The sequence below is a fragment of the Azohydromonas australica DSM 1124 genome, from assembly GCF_000430725.1.
Lineage (GTDB): Bacteria > Pseudomonadota > Gammaproteobacteria > Burkholderiales > Burkholderiaceae_C > Azohydromonas > Azohydromonas australica.
Genome location: NZ_KE387206.1, coordinates 319199 through 343961, shown reverse-complemented (window position 1 = coordinate 343961; position 24763 = coordinate 319199). Strand labels below are relative to the sequence as shown.

The 24763-nt window shown below is 68.3% G+C and carries 24 protein-coding genes; 3 read left to right on the top strand and 21 right to left on the bottom strand.

The features are described 5' to 3' along the window. Window positions 1-3 precede the first annotated feature (3 nt). From phoB to H537_RS0127390, 10 genes are all read right to left on the bottom strand, one after another. On the bottom strand, window positions 4-720 hold the full coding sequence (phoB, locus tag H537_RS0127435; RefSeq protein ID WP_029000419.1) for a phosphate regulon transcriptional regulator PhoB: 717 nt from the start codon (window positions 718-720) through the stop codon (window positions 4-6). A gap of 27 nt (window positions 721-747) precedes the next feature. Further along, the gene (gene phoU / locus H537_RS0127430; protein ID WP_029000418.1) at window positions 748-1455 is read right to left on the bottom strand and encodes a phosphate signaling complex protein PhoU; all 708 of its coding nucleotides are present in this window, start codon (window positions 1453-1455) and stop codon (window positions 748-750) included. 38 nt (window positions 1456-1493) lie between these two features. Beyond that, entirely contained in the window at window positions 1494-2315 is an 822-nt protein-coding gene (gene pstB, locus H537_RS0127425) for a phosphate ABC transporter ATP-binding protein PstB (protein ID WP_169517100.1), read from the bottom strand. A gap of 10 nt (window positions 2316-2325) precedes the next feature. Further along, complete coding sequence (gene pstA, locus H537_RS0127420) at window positions 2326-3207, bottom strand: phosphate ABC transporter permease PstA (protein WP_029000416.1); 882 nt, start codon at window positions 3205-3207, stop codon at window positions 2326-2328. Then, window positions 3204-4181 carry a phosphate ABC transporter permease subunit PstC gene (gene pstC / locus H537_RS0127415; RefSeq protein ID WP_051243347.1) on the bottom strand — a complete coding sequence of 326 codons (978 nt, stop codon included), beginning with the start codon at window positions 4179-4181 and terminating at the stop codon, window positions 3204-3206. The genes pstA and pstC overlap by 4 nt, the downstream gene beginning before the upstream one ends. A 176-nt stretch (window positions 4182-4357) precedes the next feature. Further along, a complete protein-coding gene (gene pstS / locus H537_RS0127410) occupies window positions 4358-5392 on the bottom strand; it encodes a phosphate ABC transporter substrate-binding protein PstS (protein WP_051243325.1) in 1035 nt (344 codons plus the stop codon). A 260-nt stretch (window positions 5393-5652) separates the two neighbouring features. Then, on the bottom strand, window positions 5653-6984 hold the full coding sequence (gene glmM, locus H537_RS0127405) for a phosphoglucosamine mutase (RefSeq protein WP_029000413.1): 1332 nt from the start codon (window positions 6982-6984) through the stop codon (window positions 5653-5655). Between the two features lie 85 nt (window positions 6985-7069). Continuing rightward, complete coding sequence (gene folP / locus H537_RS0127400) at window positions 7070-7903, bottom strand: dihydropteroate synthase (RefSeq protein ID WP_029000412.1); 834 nt, start codon at window positions 7901-7903, stop codon at window positions 7070-7072. A gap of 68 nt (window positions 7904-7971) precedes the next feature. After that, the gene (gene ftsH / locus H537_RS0127395) at window positions 7972-9882 is read right to left on the bottom strand and encodes an ATP-dependent zinc metalloprotease FtsH (RefSeq protein WP_029000411.1); all 1911 of its coding nucleotides are present in this window, start codon (window positions 9880-9882) and stop codon (window positions 7972-7974) included. A gap of 160 nt (window positions 9883-10042) precedes the next feature. Then, window positions 10043-10717, bottom strand: coding sequence for an RlmE family RNA methyltransferase (locus H537_RS0127390; RefSeq protein ID WP_029000410.1), 675 nt, complete (start codon window positions 10715-10717; stop codon window positions 10043-10045). 20 nt (window positions 10718-10737) lie between these two features. Here H537_RS0127390 and H537_RS0127385 point away from each other — a divergent pair, with 20 nt between their 5' ends. Then, window positions 10738-11211 (top strand): YhbY family RNA-binding protein, encoded by a 474-nt coding sequence (locus H537_RS0127385; protein ID WP_029000409.1) that lies wholly within the window; start codon window positions 10738-10740, stop codon window positions 11209-11211. Between the two features lie 15 nt (window positions 11212-11226). On the opposite strand, the gene H537_RS0127380 is transcribed toward H537_RS0127385, so the two are convergent. The 5 genes from H537_RS0127380 to H537_RS0127360 all read right to left on the bottom strand — a co-directional run bounded on the left by H537_RS0127380 (window position 11227) and on the right by H537_RS0127360 (window position 17386). Next, window positions 11227-11697, bottom strand: a complete 471-nt coding sequence (locus tag H537_RS0127380; RefSeq protein WP_238446818.1) for a DUF4149 domain-containing protein — start codon at window positions 11695-11697, stop codon at window positions 11227-11229. Next, window positions 11694-12170 (bottom strand): transcription elongation factor GreA, encoded by a 477-nt coding sequence (gene greA / locus H537_RS0127375; protein ID WP_029000407.1) that lies wholly within the window; start codon window positions 12168-12170, stop codon window positions 11694-11696. Before greA ends, H537_RS0127380 begins: the two co-directional genes overlap by 4 nt. A 106-nt stretch (window positions 12171-12276) precedes the next feature. Beyond that, window positions 12277-15531 carry a carbamoyl-phosphate synthase large subunit gene (carB, locus tag H537_RS0127370; RefSeq protein WP_029000406.1) on the bottom strand — a complete coding sequence of 1085 codons (3255 nt, stop codon included), beginning with the start codon at window positions 15529-15531 and terminating at the stop codon, window positions 12277-12279. A 1-nt stretch (window position 15532) separates the two neighbouring features. Beyond that, entirely contained in the window at window positions 15533-16699 is a 1167-nt protein-coding gene (gene carA, locus H537_RS0127365; RefSeq protein WP_029000405.1) for a glutamine-hydrolyzing carbamoyl-phosphate synthase small subunit, read from the bottom strand. A 276-nt stretch (window positions 16700-16975) separates the two neighbouring features. Next, a complete protein-coding gene (locus H537_RS0127360; RefSeq protein ID WP_029000404.1) occupies window positions 16976-17386 on the bottom strand; it encodes a GlcG/HbpS family heme-binding protein in 411 nt (136 codons plus the stop codon). A 207-nt stretch (window positions 17387-17593) separates the two neighbouring features. Here H537_RS0127360 and H537_RS0127355 point away from each other — a divergent pair, with 207 nt between their 5' ends. Beyond that, window positions 17594-18292, top strand: a complete 699-nt coding sequence (locus H537_RS0127355; protein WP_029000403.1) for a Bax inhibitor-1/YccA family protein — start codon at window positions 17594-17596, stop codon at window positions 18290-18292. Window positions 18293-18366: 74 nt separating this feature from the next. On the opposite strand, the gene rlmD is transcribed toward H537_RS0127355, so the two are convergent. The 5 genes from rlmD to surE all read right to left on the bottom strand — a co-directional run bounded on the left by rlmD (window position 18367) and on the right by surE (window position 23506). Next, window positions 18367-19806 carry a 23S rRNA (uracil(1939)-C(5))-methyltransferase RlmD gene (gene rlmD / locus H537_RS45800; protein ID WP_084150973.1) on the bottom strand — a complete coding sequence of 480 codons (1440 nt, stop codon included), beginning with the start codon at window positions 19804-19806 and terminating at the stop codon, window positions 18367-18369. 100 nt (window positions 19807-19906) lie between these two features. Continuing rightward, on the bottom strand, window positions 19907-20935 hold the full coding sequence (gene rpoS / locus H537_RS0127345; RefSeq protein WP_084150972.1) for an RNA polymerase sigma factor RpoS: 1029 nt from the start codon (window positions 20933-20935) through the stop codon (window positions 19907-19909). A gap of 30 nt (window positions 20936-20965) precedes the next feature. Then, complete coding sequence (locus tag H537_RS0127340) at window positions 20966-21934, bottom strand: peptidoglycan DD-metalloendopeptidase family protein (RefSeq protein ID WP_051243321.1); 969 nt, start codon at window positions 21932-21934, stop codon at window positions 20966-20968. A 19-nt stretch (window positions 21935-21953) separates the two neighbouring features. Next, a complete protein-coding gene (locus tag H537_RS0127335; RefSeq protein WP_029000400.1) occupies window positions 21954-22757 on the bottom strand; it encodes a protein-L-isoaspartate(D-aspartate) O-methyltransferase in 804 nt (267 codons plus the stop codon). Beyond that, on the bottom strand, window positions 22754-23506 hold the full coding sequence (gene surE, locus H537_RS0127330) for a 5'/3'-nucleotidase SurE (protein ID WP_029000399.1): 753 nt from the start codon (window positions 23504-23506) through the stop codon (window positions 22754-22756). The genes H537_RS0127335 and surE overlap by 4 nt, the downstream gene beginning before the upstream one ends. 187 nt (window positions 23507-23693) lie before the next feature. On the opposite strand from surE, the gene H537_RS0127325 reads away from it, so the two are divergent. After that, window positions 23694-24374: a LuxR C-terminal-related transcriptional regulator gene (locus H537_RS0127325; RefSeq protein WP_029000398.1), complete on the top strand. Its 681-nt coding sequence runs from the start codon at window positions 23694-23696 to the stop codon at window positions 24372-24374. 10 nt (window positions 24375-24384) lie between these two features. On the opposite strand, the gene H537_RS0127320 is transcribed toward H537_RS0127325, so the two are convergent. After that, window positions 24385-24756: a hypothetical protein gene (locus H537_RS0127320; protein WP_051243318.1), complete on the bottom strand. Its 372-nt coding sequence runs from the start codon at window positions 24754-24756 to the stop codon at window positions 24385-24387. Between the last annotated feature and the right edge of the window lie 7 nt (window positions 24757-24763).

The following is a 24763-nucleotide window of genomic DNA, read 5'->3' as shown; positions in this document are numbered from 1 at the left end:
CCGTCAGTCCTTCTGGCCCGGAGTGAAGTCTTGCGCCAGGCGGTAGCCGGCGCCGCGCACGGTCTCCACCAGCGCCGCGCAGTCCACCGGCGCCAGCGCCTCGCGCAGGCGTTTCACGTGCACGTCCACCGTGCGCTCCTCGATGAACACGTGGTCGCCCCAGACGCGGTCCAGCAGCTGCGAACGCGAGTGCACGCGCTGCGGGTGTGCCATCAGGAAGTGCAGCAGCCGGAATTCGGTGGGGCCGATCTTCACTTCCTGCACCGCCCCATCGAGCTCCCGGGTGACGCGCCGCGCCGCCGGGTCCAGCCGCAGCCCGGCGATCTCCAGCGGTGCCTCCAGTGCCTCGGGCGCACGCCGGCGCAGCACGGCGCGCATGCGCGCCTGCAGCTCCTGCATGGAAAAGGGCTTCACGAGGTAGTCGTCCGCGCCGGCGTCCAGGCCGCCGACGCGGTCGGCCTCCTCGGAGCGCGCGGTGAGCATGATGATCGGCAGCTCCCGCGTGCGCGGCTGGCTGCGCCACTGGCGCGCCAGCGCCACGCCGGAGCGTCCGGGCAGCATCCAGTCCAGCAGCACCAGGTCGGGCAGCACGCGGTCCACCGCGGCGACGGCGGCCTCGGCATCGCTCACGATGGTCACGCCATGGCCGGCATGGCGCAGGTTCATCGCGATGAGCTCGGCAATCGCCGGCTCATCCTCCACCACCAGCACGTCGCTCATGGCCGGGGCTCCCCGGCGGCACCCGACTCAGCGCACCACATTCTCGACCGTCTCCATCGGGGCATGGCGCACGTCGGTGCCCTTGACGACGTAGATGATGACCTCGGCCAGGTTCTTGGCATGGTCGCCCACGCGCTCGATGGCCTTGGCCACGAACACCAGGTCGATGCTGGCAGAGATGGTGCGCGGGTCTTCCATCATGTAGGTGATGAGCTTGCGCAGCAGGCCGTCGAACTCCTGGTCGATCTGGTCGTCCTGCTTGAGCACTTCCAGCGCGCGCGCCGTGTCCAGCCGCGCGAAGGCGTCCAGCGCCTTGCGCAGGCTCGCCATCGCCAGCTCGGCCTCGTAGGCCAGGTCGGCCACGGGAATGCGCATGCGCGTGGACAGCCCGGCCTTGATGAGCTGCTGCACGGTGCGGGCGATGCGCGCGGCCTCGTCGCCCACGCGCTCCAGGTTGGCGATGGCCTTGCTCACGGCGATGAGCAGGCGCAGGTCGCGCGCCGTGGGCTGGCGCCGGGCGATGACGCCGGAGAGGTCGCGGTCGATCTCCAGCTCCATGCGGTTGACGATCAGCTCGCGGTCCAGCACCTGGCTGGCGGTCTCCTGGCTGAAGGTCGAGAGCGCATACATCGCCTGCGCGAGCTGCGACTCCACCAGCCCGCCCATCTCCATCACGCGGTTGGAGATGGCGCCGAGCTCGGCGTCGAATTCGGATGAAAGGTGCTTGTCGGGCATCGTGATGTCCTCCTGGGCTTCGGGTCAGCGGCGCGGCCTCAGCCGAAGCGCCCGGTGATGTAGTCCTCGGTGTCCTTCTTGCGCGGCTTCATGAACAGCTCCGAAGTCGGCCCGAACTCCACCAGGTCGCCCAGGTACATGTAGGCCGTGTAGTCCGAGCAGCGCGCGGCCTGCTGCATGTTGTGCGTGACGATCACGACGGTGTAGTCGCTCTTGAGCTCGTGGATGAGCTCCTCGATCTTGCCCGTGGAGATCGGGTCCAGCGCCGAGCACGGCTCGTCGAGCAGCAGCACCTCGGGTCGGATGGCGATGCCGCGGGCGATGCACAGCCGCTGCTGCTGGCCGCCGGAGAGGCCCGCGCCGCTCTGGCCGAGCTTGTCCTTGACCTCGTTCCAGAGGGCTGCCTTGCGCAGCGCCCACTCCACGCGCTCGTCCATCTCCACGCGCGGCAGCGACTCAAAGAGGCGCACGCCGAAGGCGATGTTGTCGTAGATGGACATCGGGAACGGCGTGGGCTTCTGGAACACCATGCCGACCTTGGCGCGGATGAGGCTCACGTCCAGCCCGGACTTCAGGATGTCTTGGCCGTCCAGCAGGATCTGCCCTTCGGCGCGCTGCTCGGGGTAGAGCTCGAACATGCGGTTGAAGGTGCGCAGCAGCGTGCTCTTGCCGCAGCCCGAGGGGCCGATGAAGGCCGTGACCTTGTTCTGCGGAATGTCGAGGTTGATGTGCTTGAGCGCGAGGAACTTGCCGTAATAGAAGCGCAGGTCGCGCACGGCGAGCTTGGCCTTCTCGTGGGTGGGCAGCTCGAAGTCGAGCACGGCCTTGTCGGCAATGGCCTTTTCAGCGACGGCGTTCATGGGTTGGATCTCAATGCTTGTTGCGCAGCAGCACGCGCGCGGCGATGTTGAGCGCGAGCACGCCCAGCGTGATGAGGAAGACGCCAGCCCAGGCCAGCTGCTGCCAGTTCTCGTAGGGGCTCATGGCGAACTTGAAGATCGTCACGGGCAGGCTCGCCAGCGGCTGCGAGAGGTCGGCGTTCCAGAACTGGTTGGAGAGCGCGGTGAAGAGCAGCGGCGCGGTCTCGCCCGAGACGCGGGCCAGCGCCAGCAGCACGCCGGTGGCCACGCCGGAGCGCGCGGCCTTGAGCGTGACGGCGCCGATGACCTTCCACTTCGGCGTGCCCAGCGCGTAGGCGGCTTCGCGCAGCGCGTTGGGCACCAGGGTGAGCATGTTCTCGGTGGTGCGCACGACGATGGGAATGACGATAAGCGTCAGCGCCAGCACGCCGGCCCAGCCGGAGAAGCCTTTCATCTGCGTCACGACCACCGAGTAGACGAACAGGCCGATGACGATGGACGGGGCCGACAGTAGGATGTCATTGATGAAGCGGGTGGCCGCGCCCAGCCAGCCCTTGCGCCCGTACTCGGCGAGGTAGATGCCGGCCATCACGCCCACGGGCGTGCCGATGAGCGTGGCCAGGCCGACCATCAGGAACGAGCCGAAGATGGCGTTGGTCAGGCCGCCGCTCTCGGACTGCGGTGCGGGCGTCATTTGGGTGAACACCTGCAGCGATAGTGCGGGCAGGCCCAGGCGCAGCGTCTCCCACAGGATCCAGATCAGCCAGAACACGCCGAAGGCCATGGCCGCCAGGGCCAGGGCCAGTGCGACGGCGTTGTTGCGCTTGCGCGCGCGGTGCCGGGCCAGCCGGCGGGCGTCCAGGCCCGGATCGGTTTTCGCAGCGGTATTCATGCGCGCGCTCCTTCACCCTTCTTCAGCCGCGTCAGCAGCAACCGCGACAGCACCAGCACCACGAAGGTGATGAAGAACAGCACCAGCCCCAGGTAGATCAGCGAGGCCTGGTGCAGGCCCTCGCCCGCTTCGGCGAACTCGTTGGCCAGCGCCGAGGTGATGCTGTTGCCCGGCTCGAACAGCGACAGCGAGCGGAGCTGGTTCATGTTGCCGATGACGAAGGTGACGGCCATGGTTTCGCCGATGGCGCGGCCCAGGCCGAGCATGATTCCGCCCACCACGCCGGTCTTGGTGTAGGGCAGCACCACCTTGGAAACGACTTCCCAGGTCGTGGCGCCCAGCCCGTAGGCGGACTCCTTGAGCATCGGCGGCGTGACCTCGAACACGTCGCGCATCACCGAGGCGATGAAGGGGATGATCATGATGGCCAGGATGATCCCGGCCGACAGCAGCCCCAGGCCCACCGGCGGGCCCTGGAACAGCTGGCCCAGCCCCGGCACCTCGCCGAAGGCGGACTGCAGCGGCTGCTGCACGTAGGTCGCCAGCAGCGGGCCGAACACGAGCAGGCCCCACATGCCGTAGACGATGGAAGGCACGGCCGCCAGCAGCTCCACCGCAATGCCCAGCGGCCGCTTGAGCCACGAGGGCGCCAGCTCGGTCAGGAACATGGCGATGCCGAAGCTCACCGGCACGGCGATGAGCAATGCAATGGCCGAGCTGGCCAGCGTTCCCCAGATCATCACCAGGCCGCCGAAGCGGCCCTGCACCGGGTCCCACTCGCTGCTCCAGAGGAAACCCAGGCCGAAGGCCTCGATGGCCGGCCGGGCACCGATGAGCAGCGAGACGATGATGCCCAGCAGCAGCGTCAGCACGAGCACCGAGGCGCCGTGCGCGGCGGCGGAGAAGAGGCGGTCGGGCCAAGCGGAGAAGCGTCGCGCCACGGGCGACCTGGGCGCCACGTCGAAGGCGTCCATCGCGTCGGCGGCTTCCTGGCGCGGCGTGGCCGGCAGTCTTGCGGTCATGTCTTTGGAAGGGCGTGCGCTGCAGCGGTCGGGAACGGCGCCATCAGCAAACTGGAAGAAGAACAGGTACTTGCGTCACACGAAAGCCGGCGAGGAACGACGGGCGTCCACGCGCACGGGCCAGGGCGTCACTTGAAGGCCAGCGCCTTGCCGTCCTTGCCCTGGATGCCGGCCCAGCGCTTGCGCACCAGCGTCTTGAGCGTCTCCGGCAGGACCACGTACTTCAGCTCGGCAGCCGTGGCATCGCCGCTGGTGTAGGCCCAGTCGAAAAACTTCAGCGCGGCCGCGGCCACCTCGGGCTTCTCCGGCGACTTGGGCATGAGGATGTAGGTGGCGCCCGTGAGCGGCCAGGCGTCCTTGCCGGGCTGGTCGGTGAGCACTTGGTAGAAGGTCCTGCTCCAGTCGGCGCTGGCGGCGGCAGCCTTGAAGTTGGCGTCGTCCGGTGCCACGAAATGGCCCGCCTTGTTCTGGAGCAGCGTGTACGTCATCTTGTTCTGCTTGACGTAGGCGTACTCGACGTAGCCGATGGCGCCGGGCAGCTTCTGCACGTAGCTGGCCACGCCTTCGTTGCCCTTGCCGCCGAAGCCGACCGGCCACTTCACGGAGGTGCTGGCCCCCACCTGCGCCTGCCATTGCGCGTTGGCTTTGGAGAGGTAGTTGGTGAACAGGAAGCTGGTGCCCGAACCGTCGGAACGCTGCACCACGGCGATGGCCTGCTCCGGCAGCGCCACGCCCGGATTGAGCGCGGCGAGCGCCGGGTCGTTCCACTTCTTGATCTTGCCGAGGTAGATGTCGCCCAGCACCTGGCCGGTGAGCTTCAACTGGCCGGGCTGGATGCCCTTGACGTTGACCACCGGCACCACGCCGCCGATGACGGTGGGGAACTGCAGCAGCCCCTCCTTCTCCAGTTCCTCGTCCTTGAGCGGCATGTCGGTGGCGCCGAAATTCACCGTCCGGGCCTTCACCTGCTTGATGCCGGCGCCGGAGCCGACGGACTGGTAGTTCACGCGCACGCCGGTGGCCTTGTTGTAGACGTCGGCCCACTTGGCATAGACCGGCGCGGGGAACGTGGCACCGGCGCCCGTCACGTCCTGGGCGGCAGCCGAGCCGGCGGCGGCGATGAGCAGGGAGCCGATCAGCACCGGCAGATGGGGGCGCGACATCGCGGATCCTCAAGGCAGTTGAGCGATGGGCGCGACTCTAGGAGGCGTGTGTGACATCCGTGTGACAGCGCCACGGCACCTCGGCGCGGCCATCTCGCTCTCGGGGCCATGGCGCGATGACAGACGTGCGTGACGGATCGTCCGTGTCACACGGGCGTCATGCCGCGGGATCGGGAACGGGCGCCGGAAAAGCCGGCGCAAAAACAAAGAGGCGGCTGACGCCGCCTCTTCTGCCCGGGACAAGACCCGCCGCCGCGCCCTCAGCTCCGCGCCGCCTCGGCCAGCAGCTCGGCGCAGGAGCGACCCTGCTGCGCGTCACGGGCCTCCACCATCACGCGCAGCACCGGCTCGGTGCCGGAGGCGCGGATCAGCACGCGGCCGGCGTCGCCGAGGGTGCGCTCGACTTCCGCCTGCGCTTGCGCCAGCTGGGCGTTCTTCTTCCAGTCGCTGCCCTCGGCCAGACGCACGTTGAGCAGCGTCTGCGGGAAAAGGCTCACGCCTTCAAGCAGCGACGCCAGCGAACGGCCTTGGCGGTGCACGGCCTGCAGGATCTGCAGCGCGCTCACGATGCCGTCGCCCGTGGTGTGGCAGTCCAGCGCCAGCAAGTGGCCCGAGCCCTCGCCGCCCAGCTGCCAGCCGCGGGCCGAGAGTTCCTCCAGGACGTAGCGGTCGCCCACCTTCGCGCGCACCAGCGGCACGTCCAGGCGGCGCAGCGCCATTTCCACGCCCATGTTGGTCATCAGCGTGCCGACCGCGCCAGGCACGCTACCGCCCTGGGCCAGGCGATCCGCCACCATGACGTAAAGAAGCTCGTCGCCGTTGTAGAGGCGGCCCGTGGCATCGACCATCTGCAGCCGGTCCGCATCGCCATCGAGCGCGATGCCGTAGTGGGCGCCGTGCTCGCGCACGGCCTGCACCAGCGCCTGCGGTGCCGTGGCCCCCACGCCGGCATTGATGTTGAGACCGTCCGGGCTGGCGCCGATGTTCACCACCTCCGCACCCAGCTCGTGGAACACCGCCGGCGCCACGTGGTAGGCCGCGCCATGGGCGGAATCCACGACCAGCTTCATGCCCTTGAGCGACAGCTCATTGCTGACGCAGCTCTTGCAGAACTCGATGTAGCGCCCGCCTGCATCCTCCAGACGGCGCGCCTTGCCCAGGCCCGTGGAATCCACCCAGTGCGCCGGCTCCAGCAGCGCCGCCTCCACCGCCAGCTCCCAGGCATCGGGCAGCTTCTGGCCTTGGGCCGAGAAGAACTTGACGCCGTTGTCGTTGAAGGGGTTGTGCGAAGCGCTGATGACCACGCCCAGGTCCAGTCGCAGCGCCCGCGTGAGGTAGGCCACGCCGGGGGTGGGCAGCGGCCCGCTGAGCACCACGTCCACGCCGGCCGAGGCAAAGCCGGCCTCCAGGGCGGACTCGATCATGTAACCCGAGATGCGCGTGTCCTTGCCGATCAGCACCGTCGGGCGCTTCGTGCCAGCGCGCAGCACCCGGCCCACGGCGTGCCCCAGACGCAGCATGAAATCCGGGGTGATGGGCGATTGGCCAACGGTCCCGCGGATGCCGTCCGTGCCGAAGTAGTTCCTGCTCATCCTCTTTCCTTGTGCTTGTACGCCAGCGTCTTCGCGCCCCTCAGGGCAACCCGGCATTGTCGTCCAGAGGCTGGCCCCTACAGCCTTAGCGCACCAGCCCGGCCGCCTGCCAAACCTTGAGAGCATCCACGGTGGCGGCGACATCGTGAACTCGTACCACCTGCGCACCTTGGGCCACCGCAGCCAGCGCCGCGGCCACGCTGGGGACCAGGCGCTGGTTCACCGGGCGACCCGTGACGGTGCCCAGACAGGACTTGCGCGACAGGCCCACCAGCAGCGGCCGCCCCAGGGCCAGCAGTTCCCGCTGGCGGCGCAGCAGGTCCAGGTTGTGCGCCACCGTCTTGCCAAAGCCGTAACCGGGGTCCAGCACGATGCGCTCGTCAGCCACGCCCTGCGCACGCAGGACAGTCAGGCGCTCGGCCAGGAACGCACCGACCTCGGCCGCCACGTCGTCATACGCAGGCGCGACCTGCATCGTGGCCGGCTCGCCCTGCATGTGCATCAGGCACACGCCGGCGGCGACGCCGGATTGCACCAGCGCCTCCAGCGCCCCCGGGCGCTGCAAGGAGCGCACGTCGTTGACGATGTCCACGCCCAGATCCAACGCGTTGCGGATCACCAGCGGGCTGCTGGTGTCGACCGACACCGGAACGCCCAACGTCAGGGCATGGCGCAGCGCTGGCTCGACACGGGCCCACTCTTGCGCCTCGCTGGGCGTGGAGGAGCCCGGGCGGGTGGACTCGCCGCCGATGTCCAGGATGTCGGCACCCTCGGCCAGGAGCTGGTCGCAGTGCGCCTGCGCCGAAACCGCGTCGGCATGCTGGCCGCCGTCCGAGAAGGAATCGGGCGTGACGTTGACGATGCCCATCACTTGAGGGCGGGAGAGGTCGATGCGAAAGCGTGTGGTGGACCAGAACATGGGCAGATGAAAGAAAACGGGGCCCGAAGGCCCCGTGTACAGCATGTCAGTCAGGGAAGCGCCAGGGATCAGGACGATGCCGTGGCGGGCGAGCCGTCCGGGTTGACCGGCGGCGTGACGTTGCCACCCGAGCGCGGCGGCGTGGACGTCCAGTCCTTGGGCGGACGCGGCGGCTTGCCGGACATGATGTCGTCGATCTGGTCGCTGTCGATGGTTTCCCATTCGATCAGCGCGCGCGCCATGGCGTGCATCTTGTCCTTGTTCTCCTCGATGAGCCGACGCGCCGTGGTGTATTGCTCGTCGATGATCCGGCGGATGACCGAATCAACCTTACGCATCGTTTCTTCGGACATGTTGGTCGTCTTGGTGACCGAGCGACCGAGGAAGACTTCGCCTTCGTTCTCCGCGTAGACCATGGGGCCCAGCTCGTCGGTCATGCCGTAGCGGGTCACCATGTCACGGGCGATCTGCGTGGCACGCTCGAAGTCGTTGGAAGCGCCGGTGGTCATCTGGTTCATGAACACCTCTTCCGCGATGCGGCCACCGAAGAGCACGGAGATGGTGGAGAGCATGCGCTCCTTGTCCATGCTGTAGCGGTCGCCCTCGGGCAGCTGCATCGTTACACCCAGGGCACGACCGCGCGGGATCACCGTGACCTTGTGCACCGGGTCGGTCTTGGGCATCAGGCGCGCCACCAGCGCGTGGCCGGCCTCGTGGTACGCCGTGTTCTTGCGCTCTTCCTCGGGCATGACCATGGACTTGCGCTCGGGGCCCATCATGATCTTGTCCTTGGCCTTCTCGAAGTCGACCATCTCGACCACGCGCGCGTTGCGTCGCGCGGCGAACAGCGCCGCCTCGTTGACCAGGTTGGCCAAGTCGGCACCGGAGAAGCCCGGAGTACCGCGCGCCAGGATGTCGGCACGGATGTCCTGGCCCACCGGCACCTTGCGCATGTGCACGTTGAGGATCTGCTCGCGGCCACGCACGTCAGGCAGCGTCACGTAGACCTGGCGGTCGAAGCGGCCGGGACGCAGCAGCGCGGGGTCGAGGATGTCGGGCCGGTTGGTGGCCGCCATCACGATCACACCCAGGTTGGTCTCGAAGCCGTCCATCTCGACCAGCATCTGGTTCAGCGTCTGCTCGCGCTCGTCGTTGCCGCCGCCCAGGCCGGCACCGCGGTGGCGGCCCACCGCGTCGATTTCGTCCACGAAGATGATGCAGGGAGCGCTCTTCTTGGCCTGCTCGAACATGTCGCGCACACGCGCCGCGCCCACGCCGACGAACATTTCCACGAAGTCGGAGCCGGAGATGCTGAAGAAAGGCACCTTCGCTTCACCCGCGATGGCCTTGGCCAGCAGCGTCTTGCCGGTACCCGGAGGGCCCACCAGGAGCACGCCGCGCGGGATGCGGCCACCGAGCTTCTGGAAGCGCTGGGGATCCTTCAGGAAGTCCACAAGCTCCTTGACCTCTTCCTTGGCCTCGTCGCAGCCCGCGACGTCGGCGAAGGTGGTGGAGTTGTTGGCCTCGTCCAACATGCGCGCCTTGGACTTGCCGAAACTGAAGGCGCCTCCCTTGCCCCCGCCCTGCATCTGGCGCATGAAGTAGATCCACACGCCGATGAGCAGCAGCATCGGGCCCCAGCTCACGAGGATGCTCATCAGCACCGACGGTTCTTCACGCGGCTTGACGTCGAACTTGACGCCGTTGTTGATCAGATCGCCCACCAGGCCCCGATCGAGGTAGGTGGCGGTACTGCGCAGCCGCTTGTCGTCGGTGGTGGTGGCGATGATGTCCGTGCCGCCATTGCCTTCCTGCAGCGTCACGGATTTGATGCGCTTGGCGCGCACTTCTTCCAGAAAGTCCGAATAACCGATCTGGTTACCGGCCGTCACTCCGCGGTCGAACTGCTTGAAGACAGTGAACAGCACCAGGGCGATCACCATCCAGACAGCGACTTTAGAGAACCATTGATTGTTCACCGCGGCTCCTTTTCAAACCAGGCTCCGTCACGCGCGCGGGGCGTGACAGAGCGGAATTGAGGGCAATTTTAGTTCAGTCAAGGGTTCAACAAATCTTGCTTTGTCCCGGGAGGAGGCAGGTGTTTTCAACGCCCTAGGCAACACGGATGGACAAAGCCCCTCAAGCATTTTTCAGACCCAGGCCTACCAGAAAAGTTTCCGCCGACCGATCGCGCGAAGCCTTGGGCTTGATCGGCTTGACGACACGGAAGTGCCGCTTGAAAAGTTCCACCAACTGGCTGTAGCCACTACCGTGGAAAACTTTGCACACCAGCGCACCGGAGGGCTTGAGATGTCCCTCACAGAACTCCACTGCCAGTTCGACCAAATGGGCGATGCGCGCGGAGTCTGCACTCTCGATGCCGGACAGGTTCGGCGCCATGTCTGAGACCACCAAATCGGCCTGCCGCCCAGCCAGCGCTTCATGCAGCTGCGCCAGCACTGTGTCCTCCCGAAAGTCGCCCTGGATGAACTGAACGCCTTCCACCGGCTCGAACGGGAGGATGTCCAGCGCGATGATCGTGCCTTGCAGCTCGCCCACTGCCGCGCCGCCCGTACCGGCGGCCTTGGGCGCGAAGCGCCGCCGCAGGTACTGGCTCCAGGCTCCAGGAGCGGCGCCCAGGTCCACCACCACCTGCCCCGGCCGGATCAGGCCCAGCGCCTCGTCGATCTCCTTGAGCTTGTAGGCGGCGCGGGCGCGGTAGCCCTCCCGTTGCGCCATCTTTACGTAGGGGTCGTTGATGTGGTCGGCCAGCCAAGCCTTGTTGACCTTCTTGCTCTTGGTCTTAATCTTCATGCTGCGTCGATAATGTAAGGATGTCTGCGATCAATCTGACCCCGGCCCAGCGCAAAGAACACCGCGCCGCCGCTCACCACCTCGACCCCGTCGTACAGATCGGGTCCGAGGGCCTCACCCCCGGCGTACTCAAGGAGCTCGATGCTGCGCTCAAGGCCCATGGCCTGATCAAGGTGCGCGTCTTCTCCGATGACCGTGACGCGCGCGAGGCCCTGCTCGGCCAATTGGCCGACCAGCTCGACGCCGCCCCCATCCAGCACATCGGCAAGCTGCTGGTGCTGTGGCGCCCCATCCCACCCAAGGAAGCCGAGGAGCGCGAAGACCGCCGTCCCGGACCGAAGGTGGTGAAGATCGTGAAGTTCAGCAAGAGCGGCAACCACCGCCCCCAGGTCAAGAAGGTGCGCGTGCTGGGCAACGAACGCGTGACGCCCGGCGGCAGCATCAAGCGCGCCAAGCGCCGCACTACCAGCGTCAAGAAGCGCGTGGCCGAGTAAATCGGGAAACAGTTGTCAGGAATGCGGCGCCTTGTCCGGCGCCGCTACACGCCACGACAGCGCAAGCACGCACAGGATTTTCAGGCCGAAGAGCACCAGGCTGACGGCGTGCAGCTGTCCGAAGCTCAGCGCACCCTGCCCGGCACGCGCCTCGGCCATCATCGGCTGCAGGCTGAAGTAGCCAATCACCGTGAAAAACAGCGCACCCAGCGCCAGCGCCATCTCGGTGCTGAACTGGGAACCCAGCCCGGCGCGTGCACGGCGCCGCTCGATCAGCACGAAGGCCATCGCCGCCGCCAGTGTCAGGAACGCCTCGCGCTTGAAGATGAAAGCCACCACCAGTCCGGCCTGCGTACGCTCCAGCGTCGCAAAAGGCGCCGGCGTGGCCACCAGGGCGACGCACAGCAACAGCCCGGCCCACAGCGGGGGCAACAGCCGGCGTACGCGCAGCAGGCCGCCACCGCCCGGCGTCGTGGCATCGCTCACCGGTAGTGCACTTCCATGATCTCGTAGGTCTTGATGCCGCCGGGCGCCTGCACTTCGGCCACGTCGCCGGCTTCCTTGCCGATGAGCGCGCGCGCGATGGGCGAGCTGATGGAGATCAGGCCCTGCTTGAGATCGGCCTCATCGTCCCCGACGATCTGGTAGGTCACGCTCATGCCCGTGGCTTCGTCCTCCAGGTCCACCGTGGCGCCGAACACCACGCGTCCGCCGGCGTCGAGGTCCGACGGGTCGATCACCTGCGCCGCGGCCAGCTTGCCCTCGATCTCCAGGATCCGGCCCTCGATGAAGCCCTGCTTGTCCTTGGCGGCGTCGTACTCGGCGTTTTCCGACAGGTCGCCCTGCGCACGCGCTTCCTGGATCGCCAGCACCACCGCGGGCCGCTCGACGTACTTCAGGCGCTGCAGCTCCTCCTTGAGCTTCTCGGCGCCGCGCTTGGTGATGGGAATGGTGGCCATGGTTCGGATTGATGGATCAAAAGCAAAACGCGCCCGGGGCGCGTTTGAGTTATGAGAAAGCCACCGCCCCGGCAGCAGGCCCGGGCGGTGGCGACGCCGCTGCAGTTTAGTGCAGCTGAGCGTGCATCTCCTGCAGCGAGATGACGCCGAGGTCATCCTGGTGCTTGAGCGCCTCGGTGGCGGCCTCGCAGCCGGCCATGGTCGTGTAGTAGGTCACGCGGTTGGCCAGCGCGGCGGTGCGGATGTAGCGCGAATCGGCAATGGCCGTGCGCGTCTCGTCCACCGTGGTGAGCACCAGCTGGATCTCGCCCGCCTTCACCATGTCGGCGATGTGCGGACGGCCGTCCTTCACCTTGTTCACCGTCTTCACCGGGATGTCGGCAGCCGCGATGGCGGTGGCCGTGCCCTTGGTGGCCAGCAGCTTGAAGCCCAGCTTGTGCAGCTCGGCGGCCACCTGGACCGCGCGCTGCTTGTCGCTGTTCTTCACGCTGATCACCACCGTGCCCGACGACGGCAGCCGCGAGCCCGCGCCGAGCTGGCTCTTGAGCATGGCCTCGCCGAAGCTCTTGCCCACGCCCATGACCTCGCCCGTGGAGCGCATCTCGGGGCCCAGGATCGGGTCCACGCCGGGGAACTTGTTGAAGGGGAACACCGCTTCCTTGACGCTGAAGTATGGCGGCACCACCTCGCGCGGCGCGCGGCCGTCCGGCCCTTTCTGCCCGGCGAGCTTCTGGCCCGCCATGCAGCGCGCGGCGATCTTGGCCAGCGGCTGGCCCGTCGCCTTGGAGACGTAGGGCACCGTGCGCGAGGCGCGCGGGTTCACTTCCAGCACGTAGACGACGGCCTGGTCGCCCTCGCCCTGGATGGCGAACTGCACGTTCATCAGGCCCACGACCTTGAGCGCCTTGGCCATCAGCGTGGTCTGGCGGCGCAGCTCGTCCTGCAGCGACGCCGGCAGCGAGTACGGCGGCAGCGAGCAGGCGGAGTCGCCCGAGTGCACGCCGGCCTGCTCGATGTGCTCCATGATCCCGCCGATCATGACGGCCTCGCCGTCGCTGATGCAGTCCACGTCCACTTCGATGGCGTCGTCCAGGAAGCGGTCCAGCAGCACCGGCGACTTCTCCGACACGCGCACGGCCTCGCGCATGTAGCGCTCCAGGTCCTTGTCGCCGTGCACGATCTCCATCGCGCGGCCGCCCAGCACGTAGCTCGGACGCACCACCAGCGGGTAGCCGATTTCGTGCGCCAGTTGCAGCGCGGCCTCTTCGGTGCGCGCGGTGCGGTTGGGCGGCTGCTTCAGGCCCAGCTCGTGCAGCAGCTTTTGGAAGCGCTCGCGGTCCTCGGCGATGTCGATGGAGTCGGGCGAGGTGCCGATGATGGGCACGCCGTTGGCCTCCAGGTCCAGCGCCAGCTTCAGCGGCGTCTGGCCGCCGTACTGCACGATCACGCCGACGGGCTTTTCCTTGTCGACGATCTCCAGCACGTCCTCCAGCGTCACCGGCTCGAAGTACAGGCGGTCGGAGGTGTCGTAGTCGGTGGAGACGGTTTCCGGGTTGCAGTTGACCATGATGGTCTCGTACCCGTCCTCGCGCATCGCCAGCGCCGCGTGCACGCAGCAGTAGTCGAACTCGATGCCCTGGCCGATGCGGTTCGGACCGCCGCCCAGCACCATGATCTTCTTCTTGTCGCTGGGCGCCGCCTCGCACTCCTCGTCGTACGTGGAGTACATGTAGGCGGTCTGCGTCTCGAACTCGGCGGCACAGGTGTCCACGCGCTTGTAGACCGGGCGCACGCCCAGGGCGTGGCGCGCGCGGCGCACGTCGTGCTGGTTGCTGTTCAGCAGCTTGCCCAGGCGCTTGTCGGAGAAGCCCTTGCGCTTGAGGAAGAACAGCTCGTCCTTCGACAGGCTGTCCAGCGTGCGCGCCTTGAGCGCCTCTTCGGTCTGCACGAGCTGCTCGATCTGCGCCAGGAACCACGGGTCCACCGCGGTCTCCTCGAAGATCTCGTCCAGGCTCATGCCGATGCGGAAGGCGTCGGCCAGGAACAGGATGCGTTCAGGGCCGGGGCTGCCGATCTCTTCCACGATCTCGTCGCGGTCGGTCGAGCGCTCCGACAGGCCGTCGATGCCGGTCTCCAGGCCGCGCAGCGCCTTCTGGAAGCTTTCCTGGAAGGTGCGGCCCATGGCCATCACCTCGCCCACCGACTTCATCTGCGTGGTCAGGTGCGGATCGGCCTCGCGGAACTTCTCGAATGCGAAGCGCGGGATCTTGGTGACCACGTAGTCGATGCTGGGCTCGAACGAGGCCGGCGTGGCGCCGCCGGTGATGTCGTTCCTGAGCTCGTCGAGCGTGTAGCCCACGGCCAGCTTGGCGGCGATCTTGGCGATCGGGAAACCCGTCGCCTTGGAGGCCAGCGCCGAGCTGCGGCTCACGCGCGGGTTCATCTCGATCACGATCATGCGGCCGTTGTCCGGGTTGATCGAGAACTGCACGTTGGAGCCGCCGGTGTCCACGCCGATCTCGCGCAGGATCGCGATGGAGGCGTTGCGCAGCAGCTGGTATTCCTTGTCGGTGAGCGTCTGCGCCGGCGCGACCGTGATCGAGTCGCCGGTGTGGATGCCCATCGGGTCCAGGTTCTCGATCGAGCACACGATGATGCAGTTGTCCGCCTTGTCGCGGACGACTTCCATCTCGTACTCCTTCCAGCCGATCAGGCTCTCCTCGATCAGGAGTTCCTTGGTCGGCGAGAGGTCGAGGCCGCGCTTGCAGATCTCCTCGAACTCTTCGGGGTTGTAGGCGATGCCGCCGCCGGTGCCGCCCAGCGTGAAGCTGGGGCGGATCACCATCGGGAAGCCCGAGCCGCCGATCTCGGCCTGGATGCGCTTTTGCACGTTCCAGGCGTCTTCCATGCTGTGGGCGATGCCGCTCTTGGCCGAATCGAGGCCGATCTTGGTCATCGCCTCCTTGAACTTCTGGCGGTCCTCGGCCTTCTCGATGGCGTGCTCGTTGGCGCCGATCATCTCTACGCCGTACTTCTCCAGCACGCCGTGGCGGTGCAGGTCGAGGGCGCAGTTGAGCGCCGTCTGCCCGCCCATGGTGGGCAGGATCACGTCCGGGCGCTCCTTGGCGATGATGCGCTCCACCACCTGCCAGGTGATGGGCTCGATGTACGTGACGTCGGCCGTGGCCGGGTCCGTCATGATGGTCGCCGGGTTCGAGTTGACCAGGATGACCTTGTAGCCTTCCTCGCGCAGTGCCTTGCAGGCCTGGGCGCCGGAATAATCGAACTCACAGGCCTGGCCGATGATGATCGGGCCGGCGCCGATGATGAGGACGCTCTTGATGTCGGTGCGCTTGGGCATCTCAGTTCTTCTCCGTCTGGCGCGCCGCCATCAGCTCAATGAAGCGGTCGAACAGGTACGCAATGTCGTGCGGGCCGGGGGAGGCCTCGGGGTGCCCCTGGAAGCAGAAGGCGGGTTTGTCGGTCCAGGCCAGGCCCTGCAGCGAGCCGTCGAACAGGCTCACGTGCGTGGCGCGCAGGTTGGCCGGCAGCGCGTCGGCCTTCACGGCGAAGCCGTGGTTCTGGCTGGTGATGCTCACGCGGCCGTTGTCCAGGTCCTTGACCGGATGGTTGGCGCCGTGGTGGCCGAACTTCATCTTGTAGGTCGGCGCGCCGGCGGCCAGGGCCATGATCTGGTGGCCCAGGCAGATGCCGAAGGTCGGCAGCCCGCTGTGGATGAGCTCGCGCACGGCTTCGATGGCGTAGTCGCAGGGCTGCGGGTCGCCGGGGCCGTTGGACAGGAAGATGCCGTCGGGCTTGAGCGCCAGCGCCTCGCGCGCCGACGCCTGCGCCGGCAGCACCGTGATGCGGCAGCCGCGGCTGGCCAGCATGCGCAGGATGTTGAGCTTCACGCCGTAGTCGTAGGCAACGACGTGGAAACGCGGCGCCTCCTGGACGCCGTAGCCGCTGCCGAGCGTCCACTCGGTCTGCGTCCACTCGTAGGTCTCGCGCGTGGAGACCACCTTGGCCAGGTCCTGCCCCGCCATGCTGGGCGCGGCCTTGGCGCGCTCCACGGCCTCGGCCTTGTGCGCCTCGGTGATCACGGTGCCGGCCGGGAAGGCGACGATGCAGCCGTTCTGCGCGCCGGTGGTGCGCAGCACGCGCGTCAGGCGTCGTGTGTCGATGTCGGCGATGGCGACCGTGCCCTGCGACTGCAGGTACTCGGTGAGGGACTGGCCGGCGCGGAAGTTGGACACGCGCACGGGCAGGTCCTTGATCACCAGGCCGGCGGCATGGACCTTCGAGGCCTCGACATCCTCGCCGTTGACGCCGTAGTTGCCGATGTGCGGATACGTCAGCGTGACGATCTGGCGGCAGTAGCTCGGGTCGGTGAGGATTTCCTGGTAGCCGGTGAGCGCGGTGTTGAACACCACTTCGCCGACGGTATGACCGGCTGCGCCGATCGAGGTGCCCTGAAAGACCGTGCCGTCTGCAAGTGCGAGAAGTGCGGGAGGCTGTACAGGCAGCAAGGAAGACTCCGGTGTGTGTGCACGCCCGGCGCTGCTGTGGCGCTCGATGTTGGTGCGCAACCGGGGTGGACCGGCGGCAACGGTGGCGATATTCGCCGGGCGGGATGGTGGCGGGTAAACCTTGGAATTATAGCGGACCCCGGGTTTCCCCCCGGAGCCGCCCCCGCACCGCGTGAGGAGTTGTCCGCCTTTGCCGTGCACTTCGAACGGTGTCGCATGCGCCGGCATGGTGCATGCCAGCGCGGCCCCGACAGCCCGGGGCCAAGAACGGCTTTGTCAGGCGGTCTTGAGCGCCGCGATGCCCGCGCGCGCGATCTGGGCGTCCTCGGAGGACTTCACGCCGCTGACGCCCACGGCGCCGATGCAATGGCCTTCCACGGTCACCGGCACGCCGCCTTCGAGCAGGGCCTCGACGCCCGGCGCGCTCAGGAACGAGGTGCGGCCCTGGTTGATCATGTCCTCGTAGGCCTTGCTCTCGCGCCGGCCCAGCGCCGCGGTGCGGGCCTTGGCCGGGGCGATCTGCGACGACACCGGCGCCGCGCCGTCCAGGCGCTGCAGCCACAGCAGGTGGCCGCCGTCGTCCACGATGGCAATCGTCACGGCCCAGCCGTTGGCCTGTGCCTCGGCGCGGGCGGCCTCGCCCATCGCCTGCACGTCGTCCTGGGTCAGCATCGGTCGGTTCTTCATCTTGGGAACTGCTCTTTGTGGGGTGAAAAAAGGCCGCCAATGTAGCGGGCAGCCGGTCGCTGCTTCATGCGGCACCGATTAAAACTGCTTCACGCGCCGCGCAGGAGTGGCCACGGCGTCCGCGCCGGGGCAATCCCCCAAAGGGCGGAACTAGAATTGCAACAGCGGGTCGAAACCCCGTCTTGATCATCTTTGGAGGCTTCTTTCATGGACCAACGCCTGCAGACCGTCTATTCCGGCCAGGGAACGGCGGGTTCGCTCAGTGCGCAGCGCAACCGCGTGCTGCGCAACACCTACTGGCTGCTTGCGCTGTCGCTGGTGCCGACGGTCCTGGGCGCCTGGGTGGGCGTGAGCACCGGCATCATGGCCGCGATGGGCACGGGCATGAGCATGATCGTGTTCCTGGTCGGCGCCTTCGGCCTGATGTTCGCCATCGAGAAGACCAAGGACTCCGCCGCCGGCGTGGCCGTGCTGCTGGCCTTCACCTTCTTCATGGGCCTGATGCTCTCGCGCATGCTGGCCGCCGTGCTGGGCTTCTCCAACGGCGCGCAGCTCGTGATGCTGGCCTTCGGTGGCACCGCGGGCGTGTTCCTGGCCGTGGCCACGCTGGCCACCGTCATCAAGCGCGACCTCACGAACATGGGCAAGTTCCTGTTCGTGGGCCTGATCCTGCTGTTCGTGGCGATGCTGGTGAACATCTTCGTGCAGTCCAGCGCGCTGATGATGACGCTGTCGGTGATCGCCATCGGCCTGTTCTCCGCCTTCCTGCTCTATGACATCAAGCGCGTGATCGACGGCGGCGAGACCAACTACATCACCGCCACGCTGGCTATCTATCTGGACCTGTACAACATCTTCCAGAACCTGCTGGCCCTGCTGGGCATCTTCGGCGGCGACCGCGAATAACCCGAACACGCCGCACCCCGCAAGCAAAAAGGCCCCGCGAGGGGCCTTTTTCATGGGCGTTCGGTTTGTGCGCGTCAGGCCTCAGCCTCGGGCAGCGCCAACGCCTCGCCGGTGTCGGCCGGGGGCGCCTTCGGTACGGCATGCGGGTCGTACTCGAACACCGCCATGCTTTCCACATGCGCCGTGTGCGGGAACATGTTCACCGCGCCGGCCGCCGTGCAGCGGTAGCCCGCCTGATGCACCAGCAGCCCCGCGTCCCGTGCCAGCGTGGCCGGGTTGCAGCTCACGTAGACGATGCGCCGCGGCGGCTCCCAGCCCGGCGGCGCCAGCTCGGGCGACTGGCGCAGGTCCGCCAGCGCCTTGGCCAGCGCGAAGGCGCCTTCGCGCGGCGGATCCACCAGCCAGCGCTGCGCCGGCTCGTAGGCCACCACATCCGCCGGCGTGAGCTCGAACAGGTTGCGCGCCGCGAAGCTGGCCTTGTGGGCCAGGCCGTTGCGCTGCGCGTTCTCGCGCGAGCGCTGCACCAGCGTCTCGCTGCCCTCGATGCCCAGCACCTCGCGCGCCTGCGTCGCCAGCGGCAGCGTGAAGTTGCCCAGCCCGCAGAACCAGTCGATGACGCGCTCATCGGGCTGCACGTCCAGCAGCCGCAGCGCACGCCCCACCAGCACCGTGTTGATGTGGTGGTTCACCTGCGTGAAGTCGGTGGGCTTGAAGGGCATCACCACGCCGAACTCCGGCAGCGAATACGCCAGCTCCGGACCGCCCTCGTCGAGCAGGTGCACCGTGTCCGGCCCCTTAGGCTGCAGCCACCACTGCACGCCATGCTCGGTGGCAAAGTCGCGCAGCCGCTGCACGTCGGCGCCGCTGAGCGGCTCCAGGTGGCGCAGCACCAGCGCCGTCACCAGGCCCTGCGGGCCCTCGCCGATGGCGAGCTCGATCTGCGGCAGCCGGTCGCGCGCCTCCATGGAGGCGACCAGCGCGCGCAGCGGCATCAGCAGCGCGCTCACGTGCGGCGGCAACACCTCGCAGCGCTGCATGTCGGCCACGTAGCGCGACTTGCGCTCGTGGAAGCCCACCAGCACCGTGCCCTTCTTGGCCACGTGGCGTACCGACAGCCGCGCGCGGTAGCGGTAGCCCCAGGTCGGCCCTTCGACCGGGCGCAGCATGCGCTCGGGCTTGACCTTGCCCAGGTGCCAGAGGTTGTCCTCCAGCACGCGCTGCTTGATGGCGATCTGCGCGCCGGCATGCAGGTGCTGCATCTTGCAGCCGCCGCAGGCGCCCGCATGCAGCCCGAAGTGCACGCAGCCCGGCGTCACGCGCTGCGAGCTCTCGCGCCGCAGCGCCTGCAAGGTGCCCTGCTCCCAGTTGTTCTTACGCCGCGACACCTGGACTTGCACTTCCTCGCCCGGCAGCGCGCCCTCGATGAAGACGACCTTCCCCTCGGCGTTGTGGGCCACGCCTTGCGCATCGAGGTCCAGCGACTCGACGCGCAGCCATTCCTTGTCAACCGTCATAGGGCGCGGATTATCCCGCCCGGGCAAAGGGGAGCCGGCGCACGCGGCCATGCACGGTGCCGCGGCCGGGACAAATCCGCGCTTGGAAGCCCTGCGGCGCCTAGAAGATGGAGTCGCGGTCGATGCCCTGGCGCACCATGCGCCGCTTGAGCTTGACCAGCGCCTCCTGCTGGATCTGGCGGATGCGCTCGCGCGTGAGCCCCATGCGCTCGGCCAGCACCTCCAGCGTCTCGGGCTCGCGGTCGTGCAGCCCGTAGCGGCCGGTGAGCACCTCGCGCTCGCGCTCGTTGAGCTCGGAAATGCCCGTGCGCAGCAGCTGCTCCACCTCGCGCACCAGCGTGTGGCCCAGCGGATCGAGCGCCTGGTCGTCGGCCACGGTGTCCAGCATGGACTCGCCCTGGTCGCGCTCCAGCGGCGCGTCCAGCGAGGTGGGCTGCTCGGCAAAGCGCAGCAGCGCTGCCACGTCCTGCACCGAGCGGCCCAGCGCCGTGGCCACCTGTTCCACGCTCACCGTGCGCTCGCTGCTCTCGCCGGGACGGGCGTTCTCGCTCTCCAGCGCGCGGCGCATCTTGAGGACCTGGTTGAGCTCGCGCACCACGTGCACCGGCAGCCGCACCAGACGGGCCTGGTGCATGATCGCCCGCTCGATGTTCTGGCGGATCCACCACGAGGCATAGGTGGAGAAGCGAAAGCCCCGCTCCGGCTCGAACTTGCCGATGGCATGCATGAGGCCGAGGTTGCCTTCCTCGATCAGGTCGGTCATGGGCAGCCCGCGGCCCATGTAGTTCTTGGCGATGCTCACGACCAGGCGCAGGTTGCGCTCGATCATCGCCTGGCGCGCCTCGAAGTCCCCGGCACGCGCGCGCACCGCCGTGGCGTATTCCTGTTCGGGCGTGAGCAGCGGTGCGCGGCGGATCTCGCGCAAGTAGAGCTGCAGCGTGTTGCCGACGTCGGACTCGCCCGCCGGCAGCGCAACGGCGGGGCCGTCCGCCGCAGGCTCGGCGGCAGGAGCCGCCTCTTCCGGCAAGGGCGCCGGCCGGCTTTCCTCGTCGTCCAGCGCCGCCACCAGCGGCGCGATGTTCACCGGATTTACCGCTGAGCCCTCGCGTACGTCCCATCGCCTGCTCATTGGTCACCTCCGGTGAATCAAGTCATGCCATCAGCGTGGCGGTAGCAGCCTGGTCGGATCGATCGGCTTGCCCTGCTTGCGAATCTCGAAGTGCAGCTGCACGCGGCTGGCGTCGCTGGAGCCCATCTCGGCGATGCGCTGGCCGCGGCGCACCACCTGATCTTCCTTGACCAGCAGCGTCTGGTTGTGTGCGTAGGCCGTGAGGTACGTGTTGTTGTGTTTGACGATCACGAGGTTGCCGTAGCCGCGCAACCCCGAGCCGGCATACACCACGCGGCCATCGGCGGCGGCCAGCACCGGGTCGCCCGCGCGGCCGGTGATGGTGATGCCCTTGTTGCGCGTGTCGTCGAAGGCGCCGGCAACGCTGCCGCCGGCGGGCCAGATCCAGGTGATGTTGTCGTCCGGGTCGCGCGCGGCGCTGCTGGTCTCGCGCGCGGGCGTCGGTGCAGGCGCAGGCGTCGCGGCGGAGGCGCTGTCGCTGGCCGACGCCGCGGCCGTGACCGCCGTCGTGGGCGCTGCCGATGCGGCGGCGCCGGACGCAGCCGCGGCGCCGGCGGCCGTGGCCGCCGCGGGCTTGGCATCGAGCGCGCGGCTTTCGACGCGGGACGAAGCCACCGGGCGCGAAGCCACCACGCTCGGGTCCACGCCAGGCGGCACCACGCGCACCACCTCGCCAATCTCGATCTGGTTGGGATTGTCGATCCCGCTCCAGCGCGCGATGTCCTTCCAGCTCTGGCCGTTCTCCAGCCCGATGCGGATGAGCGTGTCGCCGGGGCGAATGGTGTAGTAGCCGGGCTTGCCGGCGTTCTCGATGCCGCGCAGCGGTTTCACGACCTCGACCGGTGCGGGAGTAGCCACCGGCGCGGGAGCCGGGCGCACGGCGGTGCGGGGGCGATCCTCGACGGGCGCCTGCTGCTGGGGCGAAGCACAGCCGACGATCAGCACCGTCGACACGCCCGCAGCCATGGCCAAGGCAGCACGCCAGGAATTCGAACTCATCGACAAAACGTCCCTCCGTTCAAGCAAGGCCGGATTTTAGGGGTACGAAGTGCACCGCCTCGTGCACCTGCCGGACCCAGTCCGACTCCGTGCGGTCCACCACCATCAGCACCTGCCCGCCGCCGGCGCTCGCGTGCAACGGCGCCACCAGGCGTGCGCCCGGGGCCATCTGGTCCAGCCAGGACTGCGGCAGCGCCTCGCCGCCGGCCGCGGCGATCACGGTGTCGTAAGGGGCATTGGGCCCATGACCCAGGCGGCCGTCAGCCCATACCAGGCGCAGGTTCTGGCGACGCAACGGCTGCAGCAGCGTGCGCGCCCGGTCGTGCAGCGGGCGCACCCGCTCCACCGAGATCACCTGCGAGCCCAGCAGGCCCAGCAGCGCGGCCTGGTAGCCGCTGCCCGTGCCGATCTCCAGCACGCGTCCCAGCGTGCCGCGCTGGCGCGCCGTGCGCCCCTCGAACAGCAGCGCCAGCATGCGCGCCACCACCGAGGGCTTGGAGATGGTCTGGCCGTGGCCGATCGGCAGCGCGGTGTCCTCGTAGGCCTGGGCCACCAGCGCCGCGTCCACGAAGTGGTGGCGCGGCACCTGCTCCAGCGCCTTCAGCACCGGCTCGCACAGCAATCCCTGCGCGCGCAACCGCTGCACCATGCGCGCGCGCACGGCGCCGGAGTCCAGCCCCAGCCCGCTGGGCGCGCTCTGGCGCCGGGCATCGGCGGCGGCCTCGTGCACCGGGCGCTGCGGACGCTGCGTGACGCCCGCGGTCTGCGCGCCGGGCGCCACGCGGTCCAGGCCGATCGGAAAGCGCGGCCCGCGCGGCTTCATGACTGGCGCTGCAGCACCGCGCGCCACGCCGGCAGCGTGGCATGCGCGGTGAGGTCCACCTGCAGCGGCGTGATCGACACGCAGCCGCTGGCCGTGGCGTGGAAGTCGGTGCCCTCGCCCGCCTCGCGCGCGTCGCCCGCGGGGCCGATCCAGTAGATCGGCTCGCCGCGCGGGTTGGTCTGCCGGATCACAGGCTCGCTGGCGTGGCGCCGGCCCAGCCGCGTCACGATCCGCGGCAGCCGCTCGGCTTCCGGGTGGTTGGGAATGTTGACGTTGAGCAGCCAGGGCACGGGCGCCGGGGGCTGGCGCAGCACCTCGTCCACGATGGCGCGCGCCACGCGCGCGGCGCTCTCCAGGTGGTGCCAGCCGCGCTCGGCCTGCGAGAACGCGATGGCCGGCACGCCGAACAGGTAGCCCTCCATGGCTGCGGCCACGGTACCGGAGTACAGCGTGTCGTCGCCCATGTTGGCGCCGTTGTTGATGCCCGAGAGCACCAGGTCGGGCCGCTGCGGCAACAGCCCCGTGAGGGCCACGTGCACGCAGTCCGACGGCGTGCCGTTGACCACGTTGAAGCCGTTGCCCGCCTTGAACACCGACAAGGGCCGGTGCAGGCTCAACGAATTGGAAGTGCCGCTGGCGTTCTGCTCGGGCGCGATCACGTCGATCTCGCCGAGGTCCTGCACGGCGGCCACCAGGGCCGCCAGTCCAGGCGCAAGATAGCCATCGTCGTTGGCGATCAGGATTCGCATCGGGTATTGCTTGGGTTGGGCCCGCGAAGCGCGCCGGAGTTGGCAGCCCGGGGCCGGACGTGGCGCCGGTCGGGCCGGCGCAAGGTTAGCGGGTGTTAGGATAATTTCAACAACATAACGGCCGCATTTCTTCACGCCGCGATCCCTGTCAAGGCGCGCGGCTTCTCATCGGGCGGGAGCCGTCTCCATGGCCGTCAAGGTCCTGATCCTGGAAAACAACCCGGTTGCGCGCAGCTTCCTGTGCCGCGTCGTGCGCGAGAGCTTCAGCGAGGCGATGGGCATCACCGAGGCCGGCAACCTGGAGTCGGCACGCACTCACCTGCGCAACGACGATGGCGAGCCCTTCCGCCTCGTGCTCGTCGACCTGGAGCTGGCCGACAACCAGGGCTTGGCCTTCCTGGCCGAGCTGGTCGACTACCCCGCCACCCGCATCGTCACCACGCTGTACGTGGACGACGAGCACCTGTTCCCCGCGCTGCAGTGCGGTGCCGAGGGCTACCTGCTCAAGGAAGACCGCTTCGAGCTGCTGGTGGAGGAACTGCAGCGCATCGTGCGCGGGCAGCCGCCGCTGTCGCCGGCCATCGCGCGGCGGATGCTGTCGCATTTCCGCGTCGGCGCGCCGACCACCGGCCTCGCCGCGCCCGGCCGCATCGCGCTGGAGCCGCACCAGGCCCAGGAGCAGCTCACGCCGCGCGAGAACGAAGTGCTCACCTTCCTGAGCAAGGGCTTCACGCTCAAGGAGATCGCCGGGCTGCTGGGCCTGCGCCCCCCGGGGCTCAACGAGCACATCCGCGCCATCTACCGCAAGCTCAACCTCAGCAGCCGCGCCGAGGCCGCCGTGCTCGCCAGCCGGCGCGGCCTGGCCTGAAGGCGCTCCGCTACTCCTCCCACGCCTCCAGCACCAGCGACACCCGCTGCACGCCCTGCACCGCCGTGGTCGCCAGCAGCCGCAGCGGGCGCCCGGCGGGCAGCCGCACGCTGAAGCGGTAGTCCAGCGAGTCGCTCCCTTCGGCGCTGTCCACGCGGCGCGACCAGCGCAGCGCGCCGTCCACCGACACCCGCAGCTCGTGCCACGCCTCGTCCGCATCGGCGCGGCGGCGCACCACGAAACGGCTGTCGATCTCGAAATGGCGCTCGCGCTGTGCGTCGGCCGGAATGTCCAGCCGCGCGACGTCGCCGCTGCCCGCGTCCAGGCTCCAGCGCTCGCGCGGACCCTGGGCACCTTGACGGATGCTGTGTTGCTTGCCCATGCGCGCG